Origin of the sequence: Yinghuangia sp. ASG 101 (assembly GCF_021165735.1) — a bacterium.
Lineage (GTDB): Bacteria > Actinomycetota > Actinomycetes > Streptomycetales > Streptomycetaceae > Yinghuangia.
Genome location: NZ_CP088911.1, coordinates 1,130,478 through 1,149,623, shown reverse-complemented (window position 1 = coordinate 1,149,623; position 19,146 = coordinate 1,130,478). Strand labels below are relative to the sequence as shown.

The window sequence follows — 19,146 nt, the reverse complement described above, 5'->3', positions numbered from 1 at the left end:
CGCCCGCCGGCGCTTTCCGTCCCTCCGCCTTGTGCCGCGGCCGGGCGTCTTGTGATCGTGGCCTGTCCCGATCGCGGGTCGAACGGTCGAACGAGGAGGTCCGGATGCGGTTCATCGTCCACGGCGCGGGGGCGATCGGCGGTCTCGCCGGCGGGCGGCTGCACGCCGCCGGCCACGAGGTGGTGCTGATCGCCCGCGGCGCGCACGGCACCGCGATGCGCGAGCGGGGGCTGCGGATCGTGGATCCCGACGGGTCGCGGACCGTCGCGGTGAACGTGGTCGAGCGCCCCGACGAGATCGCGTTCGCGGACGGCGACGTCGTGCTGCTGAGTGTCAAGACCCAGGACACCGTGGCCGCGCTGCGCGACCTCGCCCTGGCCGCGCCCGCCACGACGCCGGTGGTCTGCGCGCAAAACGGCGTCGCCAACGAGGACTTCGCGCTGCGCGCGTTCGACACCGTCTACGGGATGACCGTCAACTGCCCGGCGCTGTACCTCGAACCGGGCGTCGTGCGGGTCCACTCGGCGCCCGTCGCGGGGCTGTTCGACCTCGGCCGCTACCCGTCGGGTGTCGACGACACCGCCGCCGCGATCGCCGCCGCGCTGTCGGAGGCGACGTTCCTCTCCGAGGTGCGGCCCGACATCATGCGCTGGAAATACGGCAAGTTGCGCTTCAACATCGCGAACGCCGTGGAGGCGCTGTGCGGTCCGGGGGCGTTGCGCGGACGGGCCGCGAAGCTCAGCCGCGCGGAAGCCGACGCCTGCTACGCCGCGGCCGGCATCGAACCGCTCGTCGAGGCCGCCGGATCACCGCGCCGCACGGCGGTGGTCGACCTGCCCGTCGGCGGCACCGAGCGGGTCGGAGGGTCGACGTACCAGAGCCTGCTGCGCGGTACGGGCGCCACCGAAGTCGACTACCTGAACGGGGAGATCGCCCGGCTCGGCCGGCTGCACGGCGTCCCGACCCCCGTCAACACCGCCGTGCAGCGCCTGGCGAACGAGCACGCACGCGACCGCGTGGCCCCCGGAACCCTCACCGACGCCGACATCCTGCGCGCGGCGGGCCTCGACGGCGACGCTTCCTAATGTCGTTGTCAAGCCGCTGTGGTCACTGGGGGTGTGACGTGATAGCACCGTCGGTCACGGATCAGGGCCCACAGGACGTTGACCCGTCGACGGGCCAGAGCCATCACGGCCTGGACGTGTCGCTTGCCCTCCGCGCGCTTGCGGTTGTAGAACCTCCGCGAGTTCGGATCACAGCGGATGCTCACCAACGCCGAGGTATAGAAGACCCGTTGGAGTCGGCGGTGGTAGATGGTCGGCCGGTGCAGGTTGCCACTGACCTTGCCGGAGTCGCGGGGCGCGCGGGCGACGCCGGCGAAGGCGGCCAAGGCGTCCGGGGAGGCGAAGCCGTCCAGGCTGCCGCCGACTCCGGCCAGGAACTCGGCGCCGAGCACGGTCCCGATGCCCGGGACGCTCTCGACTATGTCGGCGAGTTCGTGCTCGCGAAACCGGCCCTCGATGAGCTTGTCCATCTCGGCGATCTGCTCGTTGAGGGCCATCACCCCCTCGGCCAGGCTGTGGACCAGCCTGGCGATGGTCTTCTCCCCGGGGATGACCGTGTGCTGGCGCTGGGCGGCCTCGACGGCCGCCTCGGCCAGGGCTCTGGCGTTGCGGACCTTGCGGTTGGCCAGCCACTTCGTCAGGCGTGCGACGCCGACGCGGCGGATCGCGGCCGGGGTCTGGTACTCGGTCAGCAGCTTGAGCGGGCCGACGTTGGTCACGTCCAGGGCCCGTTCCAGGGCCGGGAACATGCTCAGCAGGGTGCCGCGCAGGCGGTTGACGGCGCGGGTGCGGTCCTCGACCAGGTCGGCACGGCGGCCGGTCAGCAGCCTGAGCTCGATCGCGTTCTCGTCGCCGGGCCGAACCGGCTGCAGATCCCGCCGCATCCGGGCCTGGTCGGCGATCACGTAGGCGTCACGGGCGTCGGTCTTCCCCTCGCCGCGGTAGCCGTCGGCCGCCCGGTTCACCAGGCGGCCGGGGATGTAGAGGACCTCTTGGCCGTGCGCGATCAGCAGGCTCAGCAGCAGGGCCGGTTCACCGCCGGTCATGTCGATCGCCCAGGTGACCGCGCGGCCGTCGGCCAGGGCCAGGACGTCGCCGATCAGCTTCAGCAACTCGGGCTCGTCGTTGGCCACCCGCCGCGACAGCAAGGTCTTGCCACCAGCATCCAAGGCCAGACCGTGATGGTGGCTCTTGCCGCTGTCGATCCCCGCCCATATCCGGCTCATCGTGCTCCTGACGTGCGTGTGCGTGCTGTTCGTACCACGGACGACCTCGCCGGCATTGCTCTACTCAGCGACTTGCTCGCACTTCCTAATCGGCGGCCGAGTCGTCGTGGGGCGCTGGGCGGCGAAGCGTCGGAAACCACGAAACGGCAGCCGCCTGATAGCCACACCCAGCACCCCTGGGCGGTCCAACCCTACGAATGACCAGACCAACCCGGCTCAGAAGGTAGAGCCGCCTGACGCGCCAACACCGCGGGGACGCGGGGCGGTTCGCGCCGCCCGCATCCGTTGTCGGTGCCGGTCGTTAGTCTCCACGACGTCATCATCGAGGAATCTGCGCTTCGGTGACGGTGTCGGGCCCGCCTCGATCAACTCGCACACGAGGCGGGCCTCCACCACTCCGAACCACCCTGCCGTTCGCGGTGGTTCGGCCGACCGGTGCGGGGAGCGGTCAGTGGGCGCCGAGCGTGGCCAGGGGCTCGCCGGTGAGGCGGTAGACCGTCCAGTCGTCCTGGGGGGCCGCGCCGAGGGCCTTGTAGAAGCCGATCGCCGGTTCGTTCCAGTTCAGGACGGACCACTCGACGCGTCCGTAGCCGCGGGCGACCGCGATGCGCGCCAGCGCGCGAAGCAGGGCGCGGCCGTGGCCGGATCCCCGGGCGTCGGGGGTGACATACAGGTCCTCCAGGTAGAGGCCCGGGCGCCCCAGCCACGTGGAGTACGTGGTGAACCAGAGCGCGAAGCCGATCGCCCCGCCGGTGTCGTCCTCCGCGACCAGCACCTGTGCGGCCGGGTGGGGGCCGAACAGGTCACGGGCCAAATCGTCTTCGGTGGTGCGTACTTCGTGCTCGGAGCGCTCGTAGGCGGCCAGTTCGCGGATGAAGCGCAGAATCGTCGGGACGTCGTCGCGGACGGCGGTTCTGATCATGGGGGAACAGTAGCGACCGGTTTGTGCCCGGACGAAGGATTTCCGTGGCCCACCGCACAGGCGTTCGGACTTGCGGGGTGGGCGCCGGTGCGCGTGGACTGTCCTGCGCAGGGAACCGACCGGCCGTTCCCGGCATCCACCATGACGACATCGCCCGTCTGCCGTGAAGGAGTTCGCCGTGACCGCCGCGCCCGTTTCCTGGACGCTGGACCACCTCACCGCCCGGGAGGTCGCCGTACCGGCGATGCGGCAGACGATACGCGCGCTGTACGCCGAGGCGTATGCCGAGGAACCGTATCTGCGCACCGAGGCCGACGCGCGGGAATGGGAGGAGAACATCCTGCCGCGCCACCTCGCCGAGCCGGGGTTCCGGCTGGTCTTCGCCCGCGCCCGGGAGGGGTCGACGCCGCTGGGCTTCGGGTTCGGCGCGCCGCTCGGGCCCGACACGCGCTGGTGGTCCGGAATGGTCGACCCGCTGCCCGAGCCGATGACCGTCGAGGACGGCCTCCAGACCTTCGCCGTGCACGAGTTCGCGGTCCGTACGGATCTCCGGCGCACCGGGCTCGGGACCGCGATGCACGCGGCGCTGGTCGGCCCGTGGACGGGGACGCGCACCACGCTGACGCTGCGCCCCAGTTCGGCGGCGGCGGTGGGCTTCTGGGACGCCCAGGGGTACCGGTCCGTCGGCTTCTCGCGGCACTTCCCGGTCGCGCCGCTCTCTACGATGATGCTGCGCGACCACGACCACGACCACGACCACGACGGCGACGGCGGTCGCCCCGAGGAGTGACGCGTCAGCGCAGCACCGGGATGACGTGGTCGCCGTACGCCGTCACGACGGATGCGCGGGTGTCGTGCATCGCGTACACGGCGAACTGGTCGACGCCCAGCTCGCGCAGCTCCCGCAGGCGCCGCAGGTGTTCCTCGACCGGGCCGATGAGGCAGAAGCGGTCGACGATGTCGTCCGGAACGAACGCCGTCGACGGGTTGTCGGCCCGGCCGTGGTGCGCGTAGTCGTACCCGTGCCGGTCCTTGATGTACGCGGTCAGTTCGTCCGGCACCGCCGACGAGTGCGTGCCGTAGCGGGCGACCAGGTCGGCGACGTGGTTGCCGACCATGCCGCCGAACCAGCGGCACTGGTCGCGTGCGTGCGCGAGTGCGGCGGGGTCGTCGTCGCACACATACGCGGGTGCCGCGACGCAGACGGTCACCTCGTCGGGGTCGCGGCCCGCGCGCTCGGCGGCGGACCGGACCGCCGCGACCATCGAGCCGGTCAGGAACGGGTCGGCCAACTGGAGGATGAAACCGTCTGCCTGACGACCCGTCAGCTCAAGGGCACGGGGGCCGTAGGCCGCCATCCACACCGGCAGGCGCGACCCCGGGCGCACCCACGGGACGCGGACGCGCGTGCCGTTCATGTCGACCTCGCGCCCCTCGGCGAGGCCCTTGATCGCGTGCATCGCCTCGCCGAGCCGGGCCAGCGTCGACGGTGTGCCACCGGGGACGCGGACCGAGGAGTCGCCGCGGCCGATGCCGCACACCGTGCGCTCGCCGTACATGTCGTTGAGCGTCGCGAACAGCGACGCCGTGACGGTCCAGTCGCGCGTGAGCGGGTTGGTGACCATCGGGCCGACCCGCAACGTGGAGGTCTCGGCGAGGATGCGGCTGTAGATGACGAACGGCTCCTGCCACAGCACCACGGAGTCGAAGGTCCAGCCGTGGGTGAAGCCCGCGCGCTCGGCGGTCCGCATCAAGGCGACCACGTCGGCGGCGGGCGGGTCGGCCTGCAGGACGAGACCGAAGTCCATGGCGGTGTCCTCTCGACGGCGGAGCCCGGGCGGCGGCGCGCAGGGCCGGGTGGGAGCGGGCGGTTCAGCCGAGGTACTGGCACGTCGCGCGCGGCAGGAACCGGCCGTGCCCGGCCCGCCCCACGTACGCGCCCGACGCGACGACGACCGTGCCGCGCGACAGCACCGTCTCGGCGCGGCCCGTCAACCGCCGTCCCTCGTACGGGGAATAGTCGACGTTCATGTGGTGCGTCGCGGCGGACACGGTCTGCCGGGCCGCGGGGTCGTAGATGACCAGGTCCGCGTCCGAACCGGGGGCGATGGTGCCCTTGCGGGGGTGCAGGCCGAACATCCGCGCCGGGGTGGTGCACGCGAGTTCGATCCAGCGGCGGCGCGAGATGTGCCCGTCCAGCACGGCCTGGTGCAGGAGGTCCATGCGGTTCTCGACACCCGGCAACCCGTTCGGGATCCGCGAGAAGTCGTCGCGGCCGAGGTCCTTCTGCCCGACGAAGCAGAACGGGCAGTGGTCGGTCGAGACCACCGAAAGGTCGTCGCCGCGCAGCCCGCGCCACAGCGCCGCCTGGTGCTCGGCGGGCCGAAGCGGCGTCGAGCACACGTACTTCGCCCCCTCGAAGCCCGGGCGTGCCAGGTCGTCGGCGGACAGGAACAGATACTGCGGGCACGTCTCGCCGAACACGTCGAGCCCGAGGTCGCGCGCGGCGGTCAACTCCGCGACGGCCTCGGCCGCCGAGACGTGCACGACGTACAGCGGGCTCCCGGCGACCCGCGCCAGCTGGATGGCCCGGTGGGTCGCCTCCGCCTCCAACAGCGCCTTGCGTACCTCCCCGTGGACGCGCGGATCGGTACGGCCCGCCGCGAGCGCCTGCGCGACCAGGACGTCGATCGCGATGCCGTTCTCCGCGTGCACCATCGGCAACGCGCCGTTCTCCGCGGCCTGTTGCATGGCCCGCAGGATGCGGCCGTCGTCGCTGTAGAGCACCCCCGGGTACGCCATGAACATCTTGAAGCTGGTGACCCCCTCGCCGACGAGGAGGTCCATCTCCTTCAGCACCGCGTCGCCGACGTCCGCGAGCACCATGTGGAACGCGTAGTCGATCGCGCACCTGCCGGCCGCCTTGGCGTGCCACGCGTCGAGCCCGGCCCGCAGCGAGCCGCCGACCTCCTGGATCGCGAAGTCGACGATGGTGGTCGTGCCGCCGTACGCCGCCGCGCGCGTCCCGGTCTCGAAGGTGTCGGACGCGACCGTGCCGCCGAACGGCATCTCCATGTGCGTGTGCGCGTCGACGCCGCCCGGGATCACGTATTTGCCGGTGGCGTCCAGGACCGTGTCCGCGCCCGGCAGCCACGCCTCGGCGACGTCGGGGGCGGCGATCGCGGCGATGCGCTCGCCGTCGACCAGCACATCGGCGGCCGTCTCGGTGTCGGCGGTGACCACCAGGCCGCCGCGGACGAGTGTGCGGGCCATCGCGTCAGCCCTCCGTCAGGAGGCCGTACGCGTCGGGGCGCCGGTCGCGGTAGAACGCCCACTCCCGGCGGACCTCGTCGATCGTGCCGAAGTCCAGGTCGCGGACGAGCAGTTCCTCGTCGCGGTCGGACGCCGGCGCCCCGACGAGCCGCCCGCGCGGGTCGACGAAGTAGCTGGTCCCGTAGAAGTCGTTGTCGCCGTACTCCTCGACGCCGACCCGGTTGATCGCGGCGACGAAGTACTCGTTGGCGGCGGCTGCCGCGGGCTGTTCCAGCCGCCACAGGTGGGACGACAGGCTCCGGCTGGTCGCCGACGGGTTGTACACCAGCTGCGCGCCCGCCAGGCCCAGGGCCCGCCAGCCCTCGGGGAAGTGCCGGTCGTAGCAGATGTAGACGCCGATCCGGCCCGCGGCGGTGTCGAACACCGGCCAGCCCAGGTTGCCCGGCCGGAAGTAGAACTTCTCCCAGAATCCCGGGAGTTGCGGCAGGTGGTGTTTGCGGTACTTGCCGAGCACGGTGCCGTCGGCGTCGATCACCGCGGCGGTGTTGTAGTGGAAGCCCGGCGACTCCGCCTCGAACACCGGGACCACCAGCACCATGCCGAGTTCGCGGGCGAGCGCGCTCATGCGCGCCGTCGTCGGCCCGTCCGGGACCGGCTCGGCCCACTTGTGGTGCTCGGCGTCCTGCACCTGGCAGAAGTAGGGGGCGTTGAACAACTCCTGGAAGCCCAGGATCCGGGCGCCCTGCGCGGCGGCCTCGCGGGCGTACGCCTCGTGGACGTCGACCATCGAGGCGCCGTCGCCGGTCCACTTCGTCTGCACCAAGGCGGCGCGTACCAACTGCGACATGGGTGGAAAACCCTCCAAATGCTGACAACGCCGTGCCCCAGTGTGGGGCGGTGGTTGCCGACAGGGGGGCCGGGAAACGCGGCGAACCGGAGATTACCGGCGGGTAGTTCGAGACCGGGGAGGCCGGACATGCCGCGCGCCCGGGGGAACCGTGTTCCCTCGGGCGCCAATTGGCCCGGACGCGTCCGGGGCCGGGGCGGGTGAGCGGTCCGTCCCGGCGGTGCGCGTCCGGCGCGGGGTGCGTGCGTGGGGCCCGTACGGCGGTGCCGCGGGCGGTCAGGCGTCCTGCGGGCGCTCGTTGTAGACGCCGGCCGACTCCTGGCCCGAGAGCTTCTGGATCGCGTCCATGATCTCGTCGGTGATCTCGCGCCGCGCCTTGGCGATGTCCTTGCGGCCGTAGTGCTCCGAGAAGTCGAGCGGCTCGCCGAACCGGACGAGCGCCTTGGGGCGGAGCTTGGGGATGCGCGTCCCGACCGGCTGCACCTTGTCGGTGTCGACGAGGCCGACGGGGACGACCGGGACCTTCGCGGTCAGGGCCAGCCACGCCACGCCCGTCCTGCCCCGGTAGAGGCGGCCGTCCAGCGACCGCGTGCCCTCGGGGTAGATCCCGAACGCCATGCCGCTGTCCAGCACGTCCTTGCCGGCCTCCAGCGCGGCCATCGCGCCGCGCTTCTGCTCGCGCGGCACCGGAACCGCGCCCAGGCCCTCGAAGAACGCCCGTCCGGCCGCTCCCTTGATGCCCTTGCCGTCGAAGTACTCGGCCTTCGCGAGGAACGTGACTTTGCGCGGCGCGACGATCGGGATCACCAGACTGTCGCAAAACGACAGGTGGTTGCTCGCGATGATGACCCCGCCCGTTCGCGGGACGTTCTCGGTCCCCTCCACACGCGGACGCCAAATCGCTCGCGAGGTCGGCGCGACGACGCGGTGCATGAAGTGGTAGATCAGCACGTCTTCCCCCGGTCGGGATCTAGGGCAGGGGTCACCCTACCCATTCGGAACCGCTCCCCGGTGCACCGCCGACGGCGGTCTCCCCCTCGCGTCGCGCCGGGGAGCGGCGGCGCGGCGAGCCCCCCGTGCGGCCGGTCGGGGAGCGGATCAAGCCATGCCGCGACGGTGTCGCGGGTGGCCGCGCCGACCCCGCGGCTCGTGCCGCGCGGTCGGCCGCCCGGGGATTCGGGCGGTCGGTGCGCGGCCTCGGTGCGGCGGGAGCACGGCCGGAGCCGCCGCCCGGTCCGCGTCCGGAGGCCGTGCGTGGGCACGGCGGCCCACCAGGCGCCTCGCGGTCGGCGGCCACCGTCCGGGCACGTGGCTCGGGCCGTTTCCCGCGGGCATCGGCGGAGGGCGTTCCGGGGGCCCGGCCGGGGCGCCGTCCGGTCCGTGTGCCTCGGGGTGCCTGCCGGGCCGCCGAAGTCGTCGCGCGTGCGCGGGTCGGCCGACATGTGCCCTCGGCCGGCCCGTCCGGCCTCGGCCGGACACGGTCCCCGCCCGCCTCCGCCCGTCCGGTGCCGTGCGCCGGGCGGGCGGCGCACGTCAGGTGCCCGGCTTCACGGTACCGCCGGGCGAGTGGTCCCCGAGGCTGGTGAGCAGCTTGCGCAGCAACCCGGCGAGGTGGTCCTGGTCGCGTGCGCTGAGCTTGGCGAGCAGCCTCGCCTCCAGGTCGACGTGGTCGACGACGGCGGTGTCGATCAGTTCCCGGCCCGCCTCGGTCAGCGTGATCAGCACGCTGCGCCGGTTGTGCGGATCGACCTCGCGCGTCACCAGGTCGCGCGCGACGAGGCGGTCGATGCGGTTGGTGATCGCCCCGGAGGTGACCATCGACGAGTCGACCAACTGCCCGGCGGTGAGCTGGTACGGAGGCCCCGAGCGGCGCAGCGTCCCCAGCACGTCGAACTCCCACAGCTGGAGGCCGTGGGCGGCGAAATTGTCGCGCAGCTCGCGTTCGAGCAGGCGGCACGCGCGCTGGATGCGGGCGACGACGCCCATCGGCGAGGGGTCGACGTCGGGTCGCTCGGTCCGCCACTGGTTGAGCCGCCAGTCGACGCTGTCCTCCACGGGCCTGTGCCTCCGCAACATCTCAACGTGAAAATGTTTGACGCCATTCTAACGGGCGGCTAGATTTCCCAACGTTGAACATTTCAACGTTAAGGAGATTGTCGTGGCGCAGAGTCTGCTCCGGCCGGGTGCGGGCACCGGGGCCCGGGCCGGACGCACGTCGGCGGTGACCGCGCTGACCGCGGTCGTCCCCGCGGTCTGGGGGACGACGTACCTGGTCACCAGCGAATTCCTGCCGCCGGGGTACCCGCTCGTCTCCGGCGTGGTCCGCGCGCTGCCCGCCGGGCTGATCCTGCTCGCGGTCACGCGTCGCCTGCCGCGCGGCCGATGGCTGTGGCGCTCGCTCGTGCTCGGCACCCTCAACATCGGCGCGCTCTTCGCCCTGCTGTTCGTCGCCGCCTACCGGCTGCCGGGCGGCGTCGCGGCGACCCTGACCGCCGTGCAGCCGCTGTTCGTCGTCGGCCTGGCGTTCGCGCTGCTCGGCGAGAAGCCCACGCGTTGGCGGCTCGGCTGGGGCCTGGCCGGAGTGGCGGGCGTCGGGTTGATCGTGCTGCGCGGACGGGTCGCGTTCGACGCGGTCGGCGTCGTGGCCGGCGTCGCGGCGGCCGGAGTGATGGCGGGCGGCATCGTGCTGACCAAGCGCTGGGGGCGCCCGGAGGGTGTCGGGCCGACGGCTCTGGCCGGCTGGCAGCTCACCGCGGGCGGGCTCGTGCTGGCCCCGATCGCGCTGGTCGCCGAGGGGCTGCCGTCCGGCCTGGACGGGCGCGCGGTCGGCGGCTACGCGTGGCTGACCGTCGCCGGGGCGCTGCTGTCGTACCCCGTCTGGTTTCGCGGGATCGGGCGGCTCCCGGTGGTCGCCGTGTCGTTCCTCGCCCTGCTGTCGCCCGTGGTGGCCGCCGTTCTCGGATGGCTGTTCCTCGGCCAGTCGCTGACGGCGTGGCAGGGCGTCGGATTCGTGCTCGCGCTCGGTGCGATCGCCGCGGCGCAACTCGGCCCCGACGCCGCCCGCGATCTGCTGTTCCGCACCCGCGCCGCGAAGGCCGCGGCCACCATCGAAGGAGAATGACCATGTCGCGTACGGTCCTGATCACCGGAGCCACCGGAACGGTGTCCACCGCACTGGTCGACGCGTTGGAGGGCGCCGATGTGCGGCTGCGCGCGCTCGTCCGCGACGCGTCCGCCGCGGACCGCCTGCGTGCGCGGGGCGCCGAGATCGTCGTCGGCGACCTCGACGACCCGCGGACGCTGCCGCCCGCGTTCGACGGGGTGCGGGACGTGTGGCTGCTCACCCCGAACGGCCCGCGCTCTCCCGAGAACTCCATGAACGCGCTGTGGGCCGCACGTCGGGCGGGCGTCGAACGTGTCGTGCGGCTCTCCGTCGTCGGCGCGGCGCACGACGCGCCGAACCGCAGCGGCCGATTGCACGCCCTGTCCGACCGGGAGACCGAGAGCTGCGGCATGCGGTGGACGATCCTGCGTCCCCACTGGTTCATGCAGAACCTGCTCAACGAGGCCGCCGACGTCGCCGCGGCGGGGACGTTCGCGCTGAACATGGGCGCGGCCCGGATCGGCATGATCGACGCGCGCGACATCGCCGAGTGCGCCGCCCGCGTGCTCACGGACGACCCCGACCGGCACCACGGCCGCACCTACACCCTCACCGGCCCGCGCTCGCTGACGTTCGACGAGGTCGCGGACCGGATGAGCGGCGCCCTCGGCAGGCCGGTCGGCTACCGGCCGGTGGGCGACGAGGCCAGGCGCGGGACGCTGCTCGGCCACGGCGTCCCGGCGTGGATCGTCGACATGCTGGAGGAGTACGCACGGGCGTACGCGTCCGGCTGGGGCGACTTCACCACCGACACGGCCACCGACCTCCTCGGCCGCCCCCCGCGCGATGTCGCCGCGTTCGCCCGCGACCACGCGGCGGCGTTCGCGGGGCGGTGACGAGGGCGGGGGGCGGGCCGCGAACCTCGGCCGACGTCATCGTCGTTGGTGATCGGCCTCGCGAACCATCGTCAACATCAACGCCGTTGCCGCGTGTTCGGGGCCCGGTGGGTGTCACCCCGTCCCCGCGGCACCGCGACCGCCCCCGCCTGCCCGCCCTCGGCCTGGTGCGGCAACGACCCGCACACCGCGCCGCGGCAGGGGCCCGTCGCGGTTCACGGCGTCGCCAAGGCCTCGGTCGGGTCCTCCACCCGCCCCCGCACCGGGGTCACGGGCACCTCCCGCCGCATCGCGCTCGACGGGCCGCACGACGAGATCAAGGAACTCGCCGACACCTTCGACGTGATGCCGTCCCGGCTCGACCACGCGTTCGCCGGGCAACGGCGGTTCATCGCCAACGCGTCGCACGAGCCGCGCACCCCGCCGTCCCCCCAACAAGGCGCTCCCGGAGGTCGCGGTCCGCGGCGCGGCGGCGTCGCCCGAGATGCGGCGGTTCGCGCGAGAGCGGAAAAGTACCGGCCGTACCGGTTGGAGGCAAACGGAGTTGGGCGTCGAGGCTCGGGGTGGGGTCAGGAGTGGGTGCCGAGCCAGTGGGTGAGGTAGGTGGGGGGCTCGGTGGTGACGCCGTTGTCGGGGCGCGGGGTGCCGGCGGTGGTGCGGAGGGGGATGACGCCGGCCCAGTGGTCGAGGGTGCGGTCGGCCTCGTCCTCGGAGAGGCCGTGCGAGCGGATCTTCGCGGCGGCCTCGACGAGGTCGAGGGCGAAGAGGCCCGTCTGCGCGGTCTCGCGGGGGGCGGGCGGGCGCGAGTCGGCGTAGCGGCCGGGGATCAGGTGGTCGATCATCGTCCGCCAGCCGAGGGCGACTTCGTCGGGGTCGGTGACGCGGCGCAGCGGGCCGTGGGCGACGACGCAGCGGAAGTCCATCGAGTGGTGCATCGCGGAGCGGGCGAGGACCACCGAGTCGGCGATGGTGACGGCGAGGGACACCGGAAGCCCCGCGTCGCCGGCGTCGCGGACCGCGAGGGCCAGGTGCGAGCCGCTTGAGGCGTGCACGTACAGCCGGCTCGCGTGGCGGCCGAAGATCAGCGGGAGGATCTGCGGCTGCCCGGAGGCGACGAACGACACGTGGGCGAGGAAGGCGTCGTCCAGGACCGCGTGCACGGTGTCGGCGTCGTAGCGCATGCGGTCGCGGTAGCGGGTGGGGGTGGTGGCGGGGGAGCGGTCGTAGGCGGGCGGCGAGGGGTCGGGGACGGCGGTCATCGTCGGGACTCCTTTTGTATTAGTGCAAAATGTTGATCGTGCTAGTACGATAGAGGTGGTCAGGGGAGGGCTGTCAACGGGAAAGGCCGGGGGCGGGCAGCCGTGCCCCGGGGGCGGTGACGCGGCGGATCGGCGGGGAGGCCGGGGGCGGTGGCGTACCGTGCGGTCCTGTGAACGGACCGCCCGCGAAACCGGGCGCATCCGGACATCCGCACGACCACCAGGATTCGGGAGGACAGCCGTGGCCCCGACCGGGCGTACCGCCGCCGACATCGCGGCGTCCGTCGAGCGCGATCTGCACCAAGGCGCGCTCGCACCCGGCGACGCGCTGCCGCCCGTCCGCGTGCTCGCGGCCGGGCTCGGGGTCAACCCCAACACCGTCGCCGCCGCGTACCGTCTCCTGCGCGAGCGCGGCATCGTCGAGACCCACGGGCGCGCCGGCACCCGGGTGCGGCCCCGCCCGGCCGCGTCCGCGCGCAGCGCCCACGGGCCCGACGTGCCCCCGGGGACGCGTGTCCTGGCGTCCGGCGAACCCGACCCCGACCTGCTGCCCGCACCGATGTTCCCCGACCCGGCGACCTGGCGGACGCTGTACGACCACCCCGCGCTGTATCCGCCGCTCGCCGACGCCGCGCGCACGGTCTTCACCCGCGACGGCGTGCCCGCCGACCACATGGTCGCCGCGTCCGGTGCCCTGGACGCCGTCGAGCGCGGGCTCATGGCCCACCTGCGGCCCGGCGACACCGTGCTGGTCGAGGACCCCGGATGGGCCAACTTCCTCGACCTGCTCGCCGCGCTGAACCTCAACGCCCGGCCGGTCCGCGTCGACGACGACGGCCCGGACCCCGAGTCCGTCGCGGACGGACTCCGCGCCGGCGCCCGGGCGTTCGTGGTCACCGCCCGCGCGCAGAACCCGCGCGGCGCCGCCGTCTCCGCCGCGCGCGCGGCGGAACTGCGCAGCGTGCTCGCCGCCCGACCGGACGTCTTCGTGATCGAGGACGACCACGGCAACGCCATCGCCGGGCCCGAATTGGCGCCCGTGGCCGGCGACACCGCGCACTGGCTGTACGTGCGTTCGAGCGCCAAGGCGTACGGGCCCGACCTGCGCTGCGCCGTGGCCTCCGGCGACGCCACCACGGTCGGCCGCATCGCGGGACGGCAGCGGCTCGGCCCGGGCTGGGTCAGCCACGCGCTGCAACACGCGGTCGCGGCGGCGTGGACGTCGGAGAGCGTCGCCGCGCGGATCGAACACGCCCGGACGGCGTACACCGAACGCCGCGCCTGGCTGGTCGACGCGCTCGCGCGGCGCGGGGTGACCGGATACGGGCGCTCGGGGATCAACGTGTGGGTGCCGGTCCGCGACGAGGTCGTCGCCGTCGCCGAACTCCTGGCCCGGGGCTGGCTGGTGGCCCCCGGAAAGCGCTTCCGCATCGACTCGGGGCCGGCCGTCCGCATCACCGTCGCCCGCCTGATGCGCGACGAGGCCGACGCGCTCGCTGACGCCGTCGCGGCGGTGCCGGACACTCCGCCGTCCGGTCGATTCCGCAACACGGTCTGAAACGCGGCCTGAACACCGTTCGCACGACACGCAATTGCCGCAGGTCGCCCCGCCAACCGGCACACCGCGCCGAACGCTTAGCATTTCCGTGAGCACGCGCGCCACACGCCGCTCCGGACCACTCCGGTGCCCGGCAGGGCGGAGCCGCGCGTGCCGAGACATCCGCCCGGTCGGAGGGGAGCAAGCCACGATGCGTTCGCGTCCCGCCGCCACGCACGACAGCCCGACCGGACGCGAGCCCCGCCGGGATCGTCCGCGCGTCGTCACGCCTCCGCGTGCCGCGGCGCCCGGCGTGCCCGGCCTCGGGGGCCCGGGTGGCGCCGCGTGACCACTCTTGAGCCCGACCCGAGCCGCACCTCCGGCGAGACCGCGTCGGAGGAGTCGGACGCGGTCCGCGCGGTAGCGGTGACGGTGCCGGTCGTGGCGGCCACGGAAGCCCCGGCGGTCGGCGCGGGCCCGGAATCCGCGGGCGCCGCCGCGTTGTTCGAGCCCCGGCCGGGTACGCCGGACACCGACACGCCGCCCGGCGACGGCGACCGCCCCGCACCCGCCGAACCCCTCGAACCCGCCGAACCGGCCCGGACCACCGACCCCGCGGAGGCCCCGCCCGCCGTCGCCCGCCGCGCCGTTCTCGGTGCCGCGGCCCTCGGAGCCGGGCTCGCGTTGTTCGGCCACGGCCCGCGCCCCGACGGCCGCCTCGTCCCCGGCCCCGCCGTTCCGCCGGTCCCGCCGGGGCCGGGGCTGCCCGCGCGGCCCGGGATGATCGCCGAGGAGAACGCCAAGCGCGGCGACCGGGGTTGGCAGATCGGCCCGAAGGCCGCCTCCGACCGCGTCGGCCAGATCAAGGGCTACGCGACGGAGATCGGCATCCCACCGGGCGGGCGACTGCGCCTCAAGGTCTCCGTCGACCGCGACCAGCCGTTCGGTGTCGAGATCTACCGCATGGGCCACTACGGCGGCAGCGCCGGACGCCTGATGGCGCGCGCCGACGGCATCCCCGGCAGACGCCAGCAACCCGCCTTCATGGACGCGGAGTCCGGGGCGGTGGTGTGCGCGTGGGAGGACAGCTGGGAGACGGAGATCCCGCACGACTGGCCGGGCGGCGCGTACTTCGCGGTCCTCACCAACGCGGACGGCTTCCGCAGCTACGTGCAGTTCACCGTTAACGAGCCCGAACGCGCCGGGGATTTCCTCGTGGTGCTCCCGGTGATGACCTGTCAGGCGTACAACCAGTACCCGATGGACGGCCGCACCGGCCGCAGCCTCTACTACGGCGAGAACCCGGCGACCGGCAAACCGAGCGCCGGGCTCAAGGCCCGGGCGGTGTCGTTCGACCGGCCCTACGGCGGCGCCGGGTTCCCGCACGCGTTCGAACTGAACCACTCGTTCATCCGGTGGGCCGAGGAGAAGGGCTACGACCTCGTCTACGCCACCGACTTCGACCTGCACACCGGACGCGTGGACCCGAGCCGCCACCGGGCGCTGATCTTCCCCGGCCACGACGAGTACTGGTCGTGGGAGATGCGGACGGCGTTGGAACGCGCCCTGGACGCGGGCGTGAACGCGGCGTTCCTGGCCGCCAACAACATCTACTGGCACGTACGGATCCGGCCTTCCACGGACGGCGTCGCCGACCGTGTGGTGTTCTGCAACAAGAGCGCCCAGTGGTCCACCGACGGCCGGGCCCCCGGGCCCACGGTGCTGTGGCGCGACCTGCACCGGCCCGAACAGCAGCTGCTGGGCGTCCAGTACGTCAGCGTCGTCGACGGCGCGCACCCGCTGGTCGTGCGGGAGGCGTCGCACTGGTTCTGGGAGGGCACCGGGCTGCGGGACGGCGACGCCCTCGACGGCATGGTGTTCGGCGAGGCCGACCGACGCCACGGGCGCGCGGCCACGCCGCGCGGGGAGTCGGTCTTCGTCGCCGAGTCCCCCTACCGCGACCCGCGCGGCGCGCGGCAGCAACAGCAGAGCGTCATCCACCGCAACACGTCGGGCGGCCTGGTCTTCACCGCGGGCACCTTCCGGTGGTCGCAGGCCCTCGGCAATCCGCGCTTCGCGGAACCACGCGTGCAACGGGCGACGGAGAACCTGTTCCGGCGGTTCCTGGCGGGCTGAGGGGCGCGGGACGGCCGGGCGGGGTGGCTCGGATGTCGGCCGTATGCGTGCCGTGCGGTGTCGACGGTCGTGGGGGGTTCGGGTGGGGCGGCTGCGCGGGCTGAGGGTGTGGGTGTGCCGTGCGGTGCCGACGGTCGTGGGGGGTCCGGGCGGGGCGGCCGCACGGGCCGAGGGTGTGGGCGAGCCGCGTGGCGCTGAGGGCCGCGGGGGAGGGCAGGCGGTTGCGCTGCGGCGGCCGAGGGGCCGCGGGTGATCCGCGCGGTGCGGGCCGTACCGGGTGAGGGGCCGCGCGTGGGCCGCGCGGTGCGGGCGGTGTCGTGCGGGTCGGGGCGGAGACACGTGCCGGATCGGTCGGGGGGACCGAGCGCGTCCGACCGCGCTGCGTCACCGAACGCCTCCGGTCCGCCCGGCCGGGGCGGTGGGCCGTCGCATCGGGCCGAGGCCGCGTCCGGTGGGAGCCGTGGGCCGCGGACCCGATCGCGGGGCTCTCGCCGCCACGCGGCCCCGGGGGCGTCGATCGTCGTCGTGATGGTCTTCTCCGTGGTCGGCCCGACCGCGGCGTTCCGCTGCCGGGAGCCGTCGGGGCCGGAGCGAGGCGCGCGATCCGCCGCGCATCCGCGCGCCGACCCGTGCCGCCGGTGGTGAGCCGTCCTCCCAGGGTGGGGCAGGCCGTACCCCGGTGGCGGGAGGCCGCGCACTGTCGGTGGTCGAAGGGGGCGGGCACGATGGCGGGCATGCATGATGCTCCGGACCCGCAGCAGTCGCCTCGTGTCGAGGCCCCCCGCGATCCTCGGCGGCCCGACGGGGAAGGGCCCGCCGGCCCGCCCGCCGATCGGGTACGGTCCGGGGCCGCGCGCCCGCTCGTCCGCCGGATCCTCCGCGAACCCACCCGGCTCCGGTCGCTGCGCGAACTCCTCTACGTCACCGCGGCGTTCCCGCTCACCGTGGTGCTCCTGGTGGCGTTCCTGGCGGGAATCCTCGTCTCCGTGCCGCTGTCGATCACCGTCGTCGGCCTGCCGCTGCTCGCCGGGGTCGTCCTCCTGGCCCGCTACCAGGGCGGCATCCACCGCGCGATGGCCCGCACGCTCCTGCGCGAGGACGTCCCGGCGCCGCGCCCCTTCAAGGCCCGGCCGGGAGCGTTCGGCTGGCTGGGGTCCGGCCTGGGGCACGCCGAAGGGTGGCGCGGGCTGGCCTTCCTCGTCGTGCGGATTCCGGTCGCGGCGGTCGGCATCGCCCTCGCGTGGTGGCTGTGGGCCGTCGGCGTGGTCTGCGTGGCCTACCCGGCCCTGCTGCTGATCTTCGATCCCCACCAGACCGACGAGTCCGGCCGGGTGGACCGAGCCGGCATCGTCCTCGGTGGGAATCCGATGGACAGCGGATTCGAGATCCTGGCCGTCGTCCTGGCCGGCGTGGTGCTGCTCCTCGCCGCGCCGTGGGGGGTACGCCTGGTCACCCGCGTCGACCTCCGCCTCATACGCGCCCTGCTCGGCCCGATCCGCCTCGCCGAGCGCGTGCGCGACCTGGAGGAGACCCGCGCCATCGCCGTCGACGACTCCGCCGCGCGCCTGCGGCGCATCGAGCGCGACCTGCACGACGGCGCCCAGGCCCGGATCGTGGCCCTCGCGATGCACCTGAGCCAGGCCCAGGAGCAACTGGACCCCGACGACCCGGACCAATCCGTCGACGTCGGCAAGGCCCGTACGCACGTCGCGTCCGCACTCGGCAACGCCCGCGTCGCGATCGGCGAACTCCGGGACCTGGCCCGCGGGATCCACCCACCCGTACTCGACCAGGGTCTGGACGCCGCGCTCGGTACGCTCGTCGCCGGATGCGCCGTGCCGGTCCGGCTGCACACCGACATCGCCCGGCGCCCGCCGGCCGCGCTCGAGACCATCGCCTACTTCTGCGCCGCCGAACTCCTCACCAACGCGACCCGGCACAGCGGCGCGACCGAGATCGCGGTCACCGCGATCCGGCGCGGGGACACGCTGACGGTCGGTGTCGAGGACAACGGCCGCGGGGGAGTGCGCGTGCGGGACGGCGGCGGGCTCGCCGGGCTGGCCGAGCGCGTGCGCACGGTCGACGGCGTCCTGCGCGTGGACAGCCCGGACGACGGCCCCACCCGGGTGACCGTCGAGCTTCCCGTGCGCACGTGACCTGAGAGCATCGTCCCCATGCGCATCGTCATCGCGGAGGACGCCGCGATCCTGCGGGACGGACTCGTCCAGCTCCTGACCGATCGCGGCCACGAGGTCGCCGCCGCCGTGGCGGACGCGGACGGGCTGCTCGCCGCGGTCGCCGAACACCGGCCGGACGTCGCCGTCGTCGACGTCCGCATGCCGCCCACGCACACCGACGAGGGGCTGCGCGCGGCGATCGAGATGCGGCGCACGCATCCGGAGACGGGCGTGCTCGTCTTCTCGCAATACGTCGAAACCCGGTACGCCGCACGCCTCCTCGCCGAGAACGCCGCCGGGGTGGGCTACCTGCTCAAGGAACGCGTCGTCGACGTACGCGACTTCGTCGACGCCCTCACCCGCGTCGCGGCCGGCGGCACCGCGCTCGACCCGGAGGTCGTCGGCCAACTGCTCGGCGGCGACCGGCGCGTGGACGCGCTCGACAGGCTGACCCCGCGCGAGCGCGAAGTCCTCGCGCGCATGGCCGAAGGGCGCTCCAACGCGGCGATCGCCAAGGCGCTGCGCATCACCGACCGGGCGGTGGAGAAGCACGTCGGCGGCATCTTCACCAAACTCGACCTGCCGCCCTCGGACGACGACCACCGGCGGGTGATGGCGGTGCTGAAGTATTTGCGCGGCTGAGTGGCGCGGGCGGGGTGGGCCTCGCGGGCCTCGCGGGCCCGGTTGGTCTCGTCGGCCTCGTGTG

General features: G+C 73.7%; 16 protein-coding genes. 8 read left to right on the top strand and 8 right to left on the bottom strand.

Going from position 1 to position 19,146, the window contains the following annotated elements; genetic code table 11:
- Positions 1 to 104 precede the first annotated feature (104 nt).
- Positions 105 to 1,085 carry a ketopantoate reductase family protein gene (locus LO772_RS04535; RefSeq protein ID WP_231777044.1) on the top strand — a complete coding sequence of 327 codons (981 nt, stop codon included), beginning with the start codon at positions 105 to 107 and terminating at the stop codon, positions 1,083 to 1,085.
- An 8-nt stretch (positions 1,086 to 1,093) separates the two neighbouring features.
- Here LO772_RS04535 and LO772_RS04530 read toward each other — a convergent pair whose 3' ends face one another.
- A complete protein-coding gene (locus tag LO772_RS04530) occupies positions 1,094 to 2,290 on the bottom strand; it encodes an IS110 family transposase (RefSeq protein ID WP_231773107.1) in 1,197 nt (398 codons plus the stop codon).
- A gap of 448 nt (positions 2,291 to 2,738) precedes the next feature.
- Positions 2,739 to 3,212 (bottom strand): GNAT family N-acetyltransferase, encoded by a 474-nt coding sequence (locus tag LO772_RS04525; protein WP_231777043.1) that lies wholly within the window; start codon positions 3,210 to 3,212, stop codon positions 2,739 to 2,741.
- A 178-nt stretch (positions 3,213 to 3,390) separates the two neighbouring features.
- Between LO772_RS04525 and LO772_RS04520 the strand changes: the two genes are divergently transcribed.
- Positions 3,391 to 4,002 carry a GNAT family N-acetyltransferase gene (locus LO772_RS04520; protein WP_231777042.1) on the top strand — a complete coding sequence of 204 codons (612 nt, stop codon included), beginning with the start codon at positions 3,391 to 3,393 and terminating at the stop codon, positions 4,000 to 4,002.
- 4 nt (positions 4,003 to 4,006) lie between these two features.
- On the opposite strand, the gene LO772_RS04515 is transcribed toward LO772_RS04520, so the two are convergent.
- The 5 genes from LO772_RS04515 to LO772_RS04495 all read right to left on the bottom strand — a co-directional run bounded on the left by LO772_RS04515 (position 4,007) and on the right by LO772_RS04495 (position 9,387).
- Complete coding sequence (locus LO772_RS04515; protein WP_231777041.1) at positions 4,007 to 5,020, bottom strand: TIGR03842 family LLM class F420-dependent oxidoreductase; 1,014 nt, start codon at positions 5,018 to 5,020, stop codon at positions 4,007 to 4,009.
- Between the two features lie 64 nt (positions 5,021 to 5,084).
- The gene (gene hydA / locus LO772_RS04510) at positions 5,085 to 6,485 is read right to left on the bottom strand and encodes a dihydropyrimidinase (protein WP_231777040.1); all 1,401 of its coding nucleotides are present in this window, start codon (positions 6,483 to 6,485) and stop codon (positions 5,085 to 5,087) included.
- A gap of 4 nt (positions 6,486 to 6,489) precedes the next feature.
- Entirely contained in the window at positions 6,490 to 7,332 is an 843-nt protein-coding gene (locus LO772_RS04505; RefSeq protein ID WP_231777039.1) for a nitrilase-related carbon-nitrogen hydrolase, read from the bottom strand.
- A 276-nt stretch (positions 7,333 to 7,608) separates the two neighbouring features.
- Complete coding sequence (locus tag LO772_RS04500) at positions 7,609 to 8,283, bottom strand: lysophospholipid acyltransferase family protein (protein ID WP_231777038.1); 675 nt, start codon at positions 8,281 to 8,283, stop codon at positions 7,609 to 7,611.
- Positions 8,284 to 8,865: 582 nt separating this feature from the next.
- Positions 8,866 to 9,387, bottom strand: coding sequence for a MarR family winged helix-turn-helix transcriptional regulator (locus LO772_RS04495; protein WP_231777037.1), 522 nt, complete (start codon positions 9,385 to 9,387; stop codon positions 8,866 to 8,868).
- Positions 9,388 to 9,490: 103 nt separating this feature from the next.
- On the opposite strand from LO772_RS04495, the gene LO772_RS04490 reads away from it, so the two are divergent.
- A complete protein-coding gene (locus tag LO772_RS04490) occupies positions 9,491 to 10,453 on the top strand; it encodes an EamA family transporter (RefSeq protein WP_231777036.1) in 963 nt (320 codons plus the stop codon).
- A gap of 2 nt (positions 10,454 to 10,455) precedes the next feature.
- On the top strand, positions 10,456 to 11,331 hold the full coding sequence (locus tag LO772_RS04485) for an SDR family oxidoreductase (RefSeq protein WP_231777035.1): 876 nt from the start codon (positions 10,456 to 10,458) through the stop codon (positions 11,329 to 11,331).
- Between the two features lie 569 nt (positions 11,332 to 11,900).
- On the opposite strand, the gene LO772_RS04475 is transcribed toward LO772_RS04485, so the two are convergent.
- Positions 11,901 to 12,590: a pyridoxamine 5'-phosphate oxidase family protein gene (locus LO772_RS04475; protein WP_231777034.1), complete on the bottom strand. Its 690-nt coding sequence runs from the start codon at positions 12,588 to 12,590 to the stop codon at positions 11,901 to 11,903.
- Positions 12,591 to 12,831: 241 nt separating this feature from the next.
- Here LO772_RS04475 and LO772_RS04470 point away from each other — a divergent pair, with 241 nt between their 5' ends.
- The 4 genes from LO772_RS04470 to LO772_RS04455 all read left to right on the top strand — a co-directional run bounded on the left by LO772_RS04470 (position 12,832) and on the right by LO772_RS04455 (position 19,082).
- Complete coding sequence (locus tag LO772_RS04470; protein WP_231777033.1) at positions 12,832 to 14,148, top strand: aminotransferase class I/II-fold pyridoxal phosphate-dependent enzyme; 1,317 nt, start codon at positions 12,832 to 12,834, stop codon at positions 14,146 to 14,148.
- 324 nt (positions 14,149 to 14,472) lie between these two features.
- Positions 14,473 to 16,263, top strand: coding sequence for a N,N-dimethylformamidase beta subunit family domain-containing protein (locus LO772_RS04465; RefSeq protein WP_231777032.1), 1,791 nt, complete (start codon positions 14,473 to 14,475; stop codon positions 16,261 to 16,263).
- A gap of 734 nt (positions 16,264 to 16,997) precedes the next feature.
- The gene (locus LO772_RS04460; protein ID WP_231777031.1) at positions 16,998 to 18,419 is read left to right on the top strand and encodes a sensor histidine kinase; all 1,422 of its coding nucleotides are present in this window, start codon (positions 16,998 to 17,000) and stop codon (positions 18,417 to 18,419) included.
- 18 nt (positions 18,420 to 18,437) lie between these two features.
- Positions 18,438 to 19,082, top strand: a complete 645-nt coding sequence (locus LO772_RS04455) for a response regulator (RefSeq protein WP_231777030.1) — start codon at positions 18,438 to 18,440, stop codon at positions 19,080 to 19,082.
- The last annotated feature ends 64 nt before the right edge of the window (positions 19,083 to 19,146 follow it).

Coding starts and splice junctions, on each gene's coding strand:
- LO772_RS04535 (WP_231777044.1), top strand. CDS start 105: ATGCGGTTCATCGTCCACGGCGCGGGGGCGATCGGCGGTCTCGCCGGC.
- LO772_RS04530 (WP_231773107.1), bottom strand. CDS start 2,290: ATGAGCCGGATATGGGCGGGGATCGACAGCGGCAAGAGCCACCATCAC.
- LO772_RS04525 (WP_231777043.1), bottom strand. CDS start 3,212: ATGATCAGAACCGCCGTCCGCGACGACGTCCCGACGATTCTGCGCTTC.
- LO772_RS04515 (WP_231777041.1), bottom strand. CDS start 5,020: ATGGACTTCGGTCTCGTCCTGCAGGCCGACCCGCCCGCCGCCGACGTG.
- hydA (WP_231777040.1), bottom strand. CDS start 6,485: ATGGCCCGCACACTCGTCCGCGGCGGCCTGGTGGTCACCGCCGACACC.
- LO772_RS04505 (WP_231777039.1), bottom strand. CDS start 7,332: ATGTCGCAGTTGGTACGCGCCGCCTTGGTGCAGACGAAGTGGACCGGC.
- LO772_RS04485 (WP_231777035.1), top strand. CDS start 10,456: ATGTCGCGTACGGTCCTGATCACCGGAGCCACCGGAACGGTGTCCACC.
- LO772_RS04475 (WP_231777034.1), bottom strand. CDS start 12,590: ATGACCGCCGTCCCCGACCCCTCGCCGCCCGCCTACGACCGCTCCCCC.
- LO772_RS04460 (WP_231777031.1), top strand. CDS start 16,998: ATGCATGATGCTCCGGACCCGCAGCAGTCGCCTCGTGTCGAGGCCCCC.
- LO772_RS04455 (WP_231777030.1), top strand. CDS start 18,438: ATGCGCATCGTCATCGCGGAGGACGCCGCGATCCTGCGGGACGGACTC.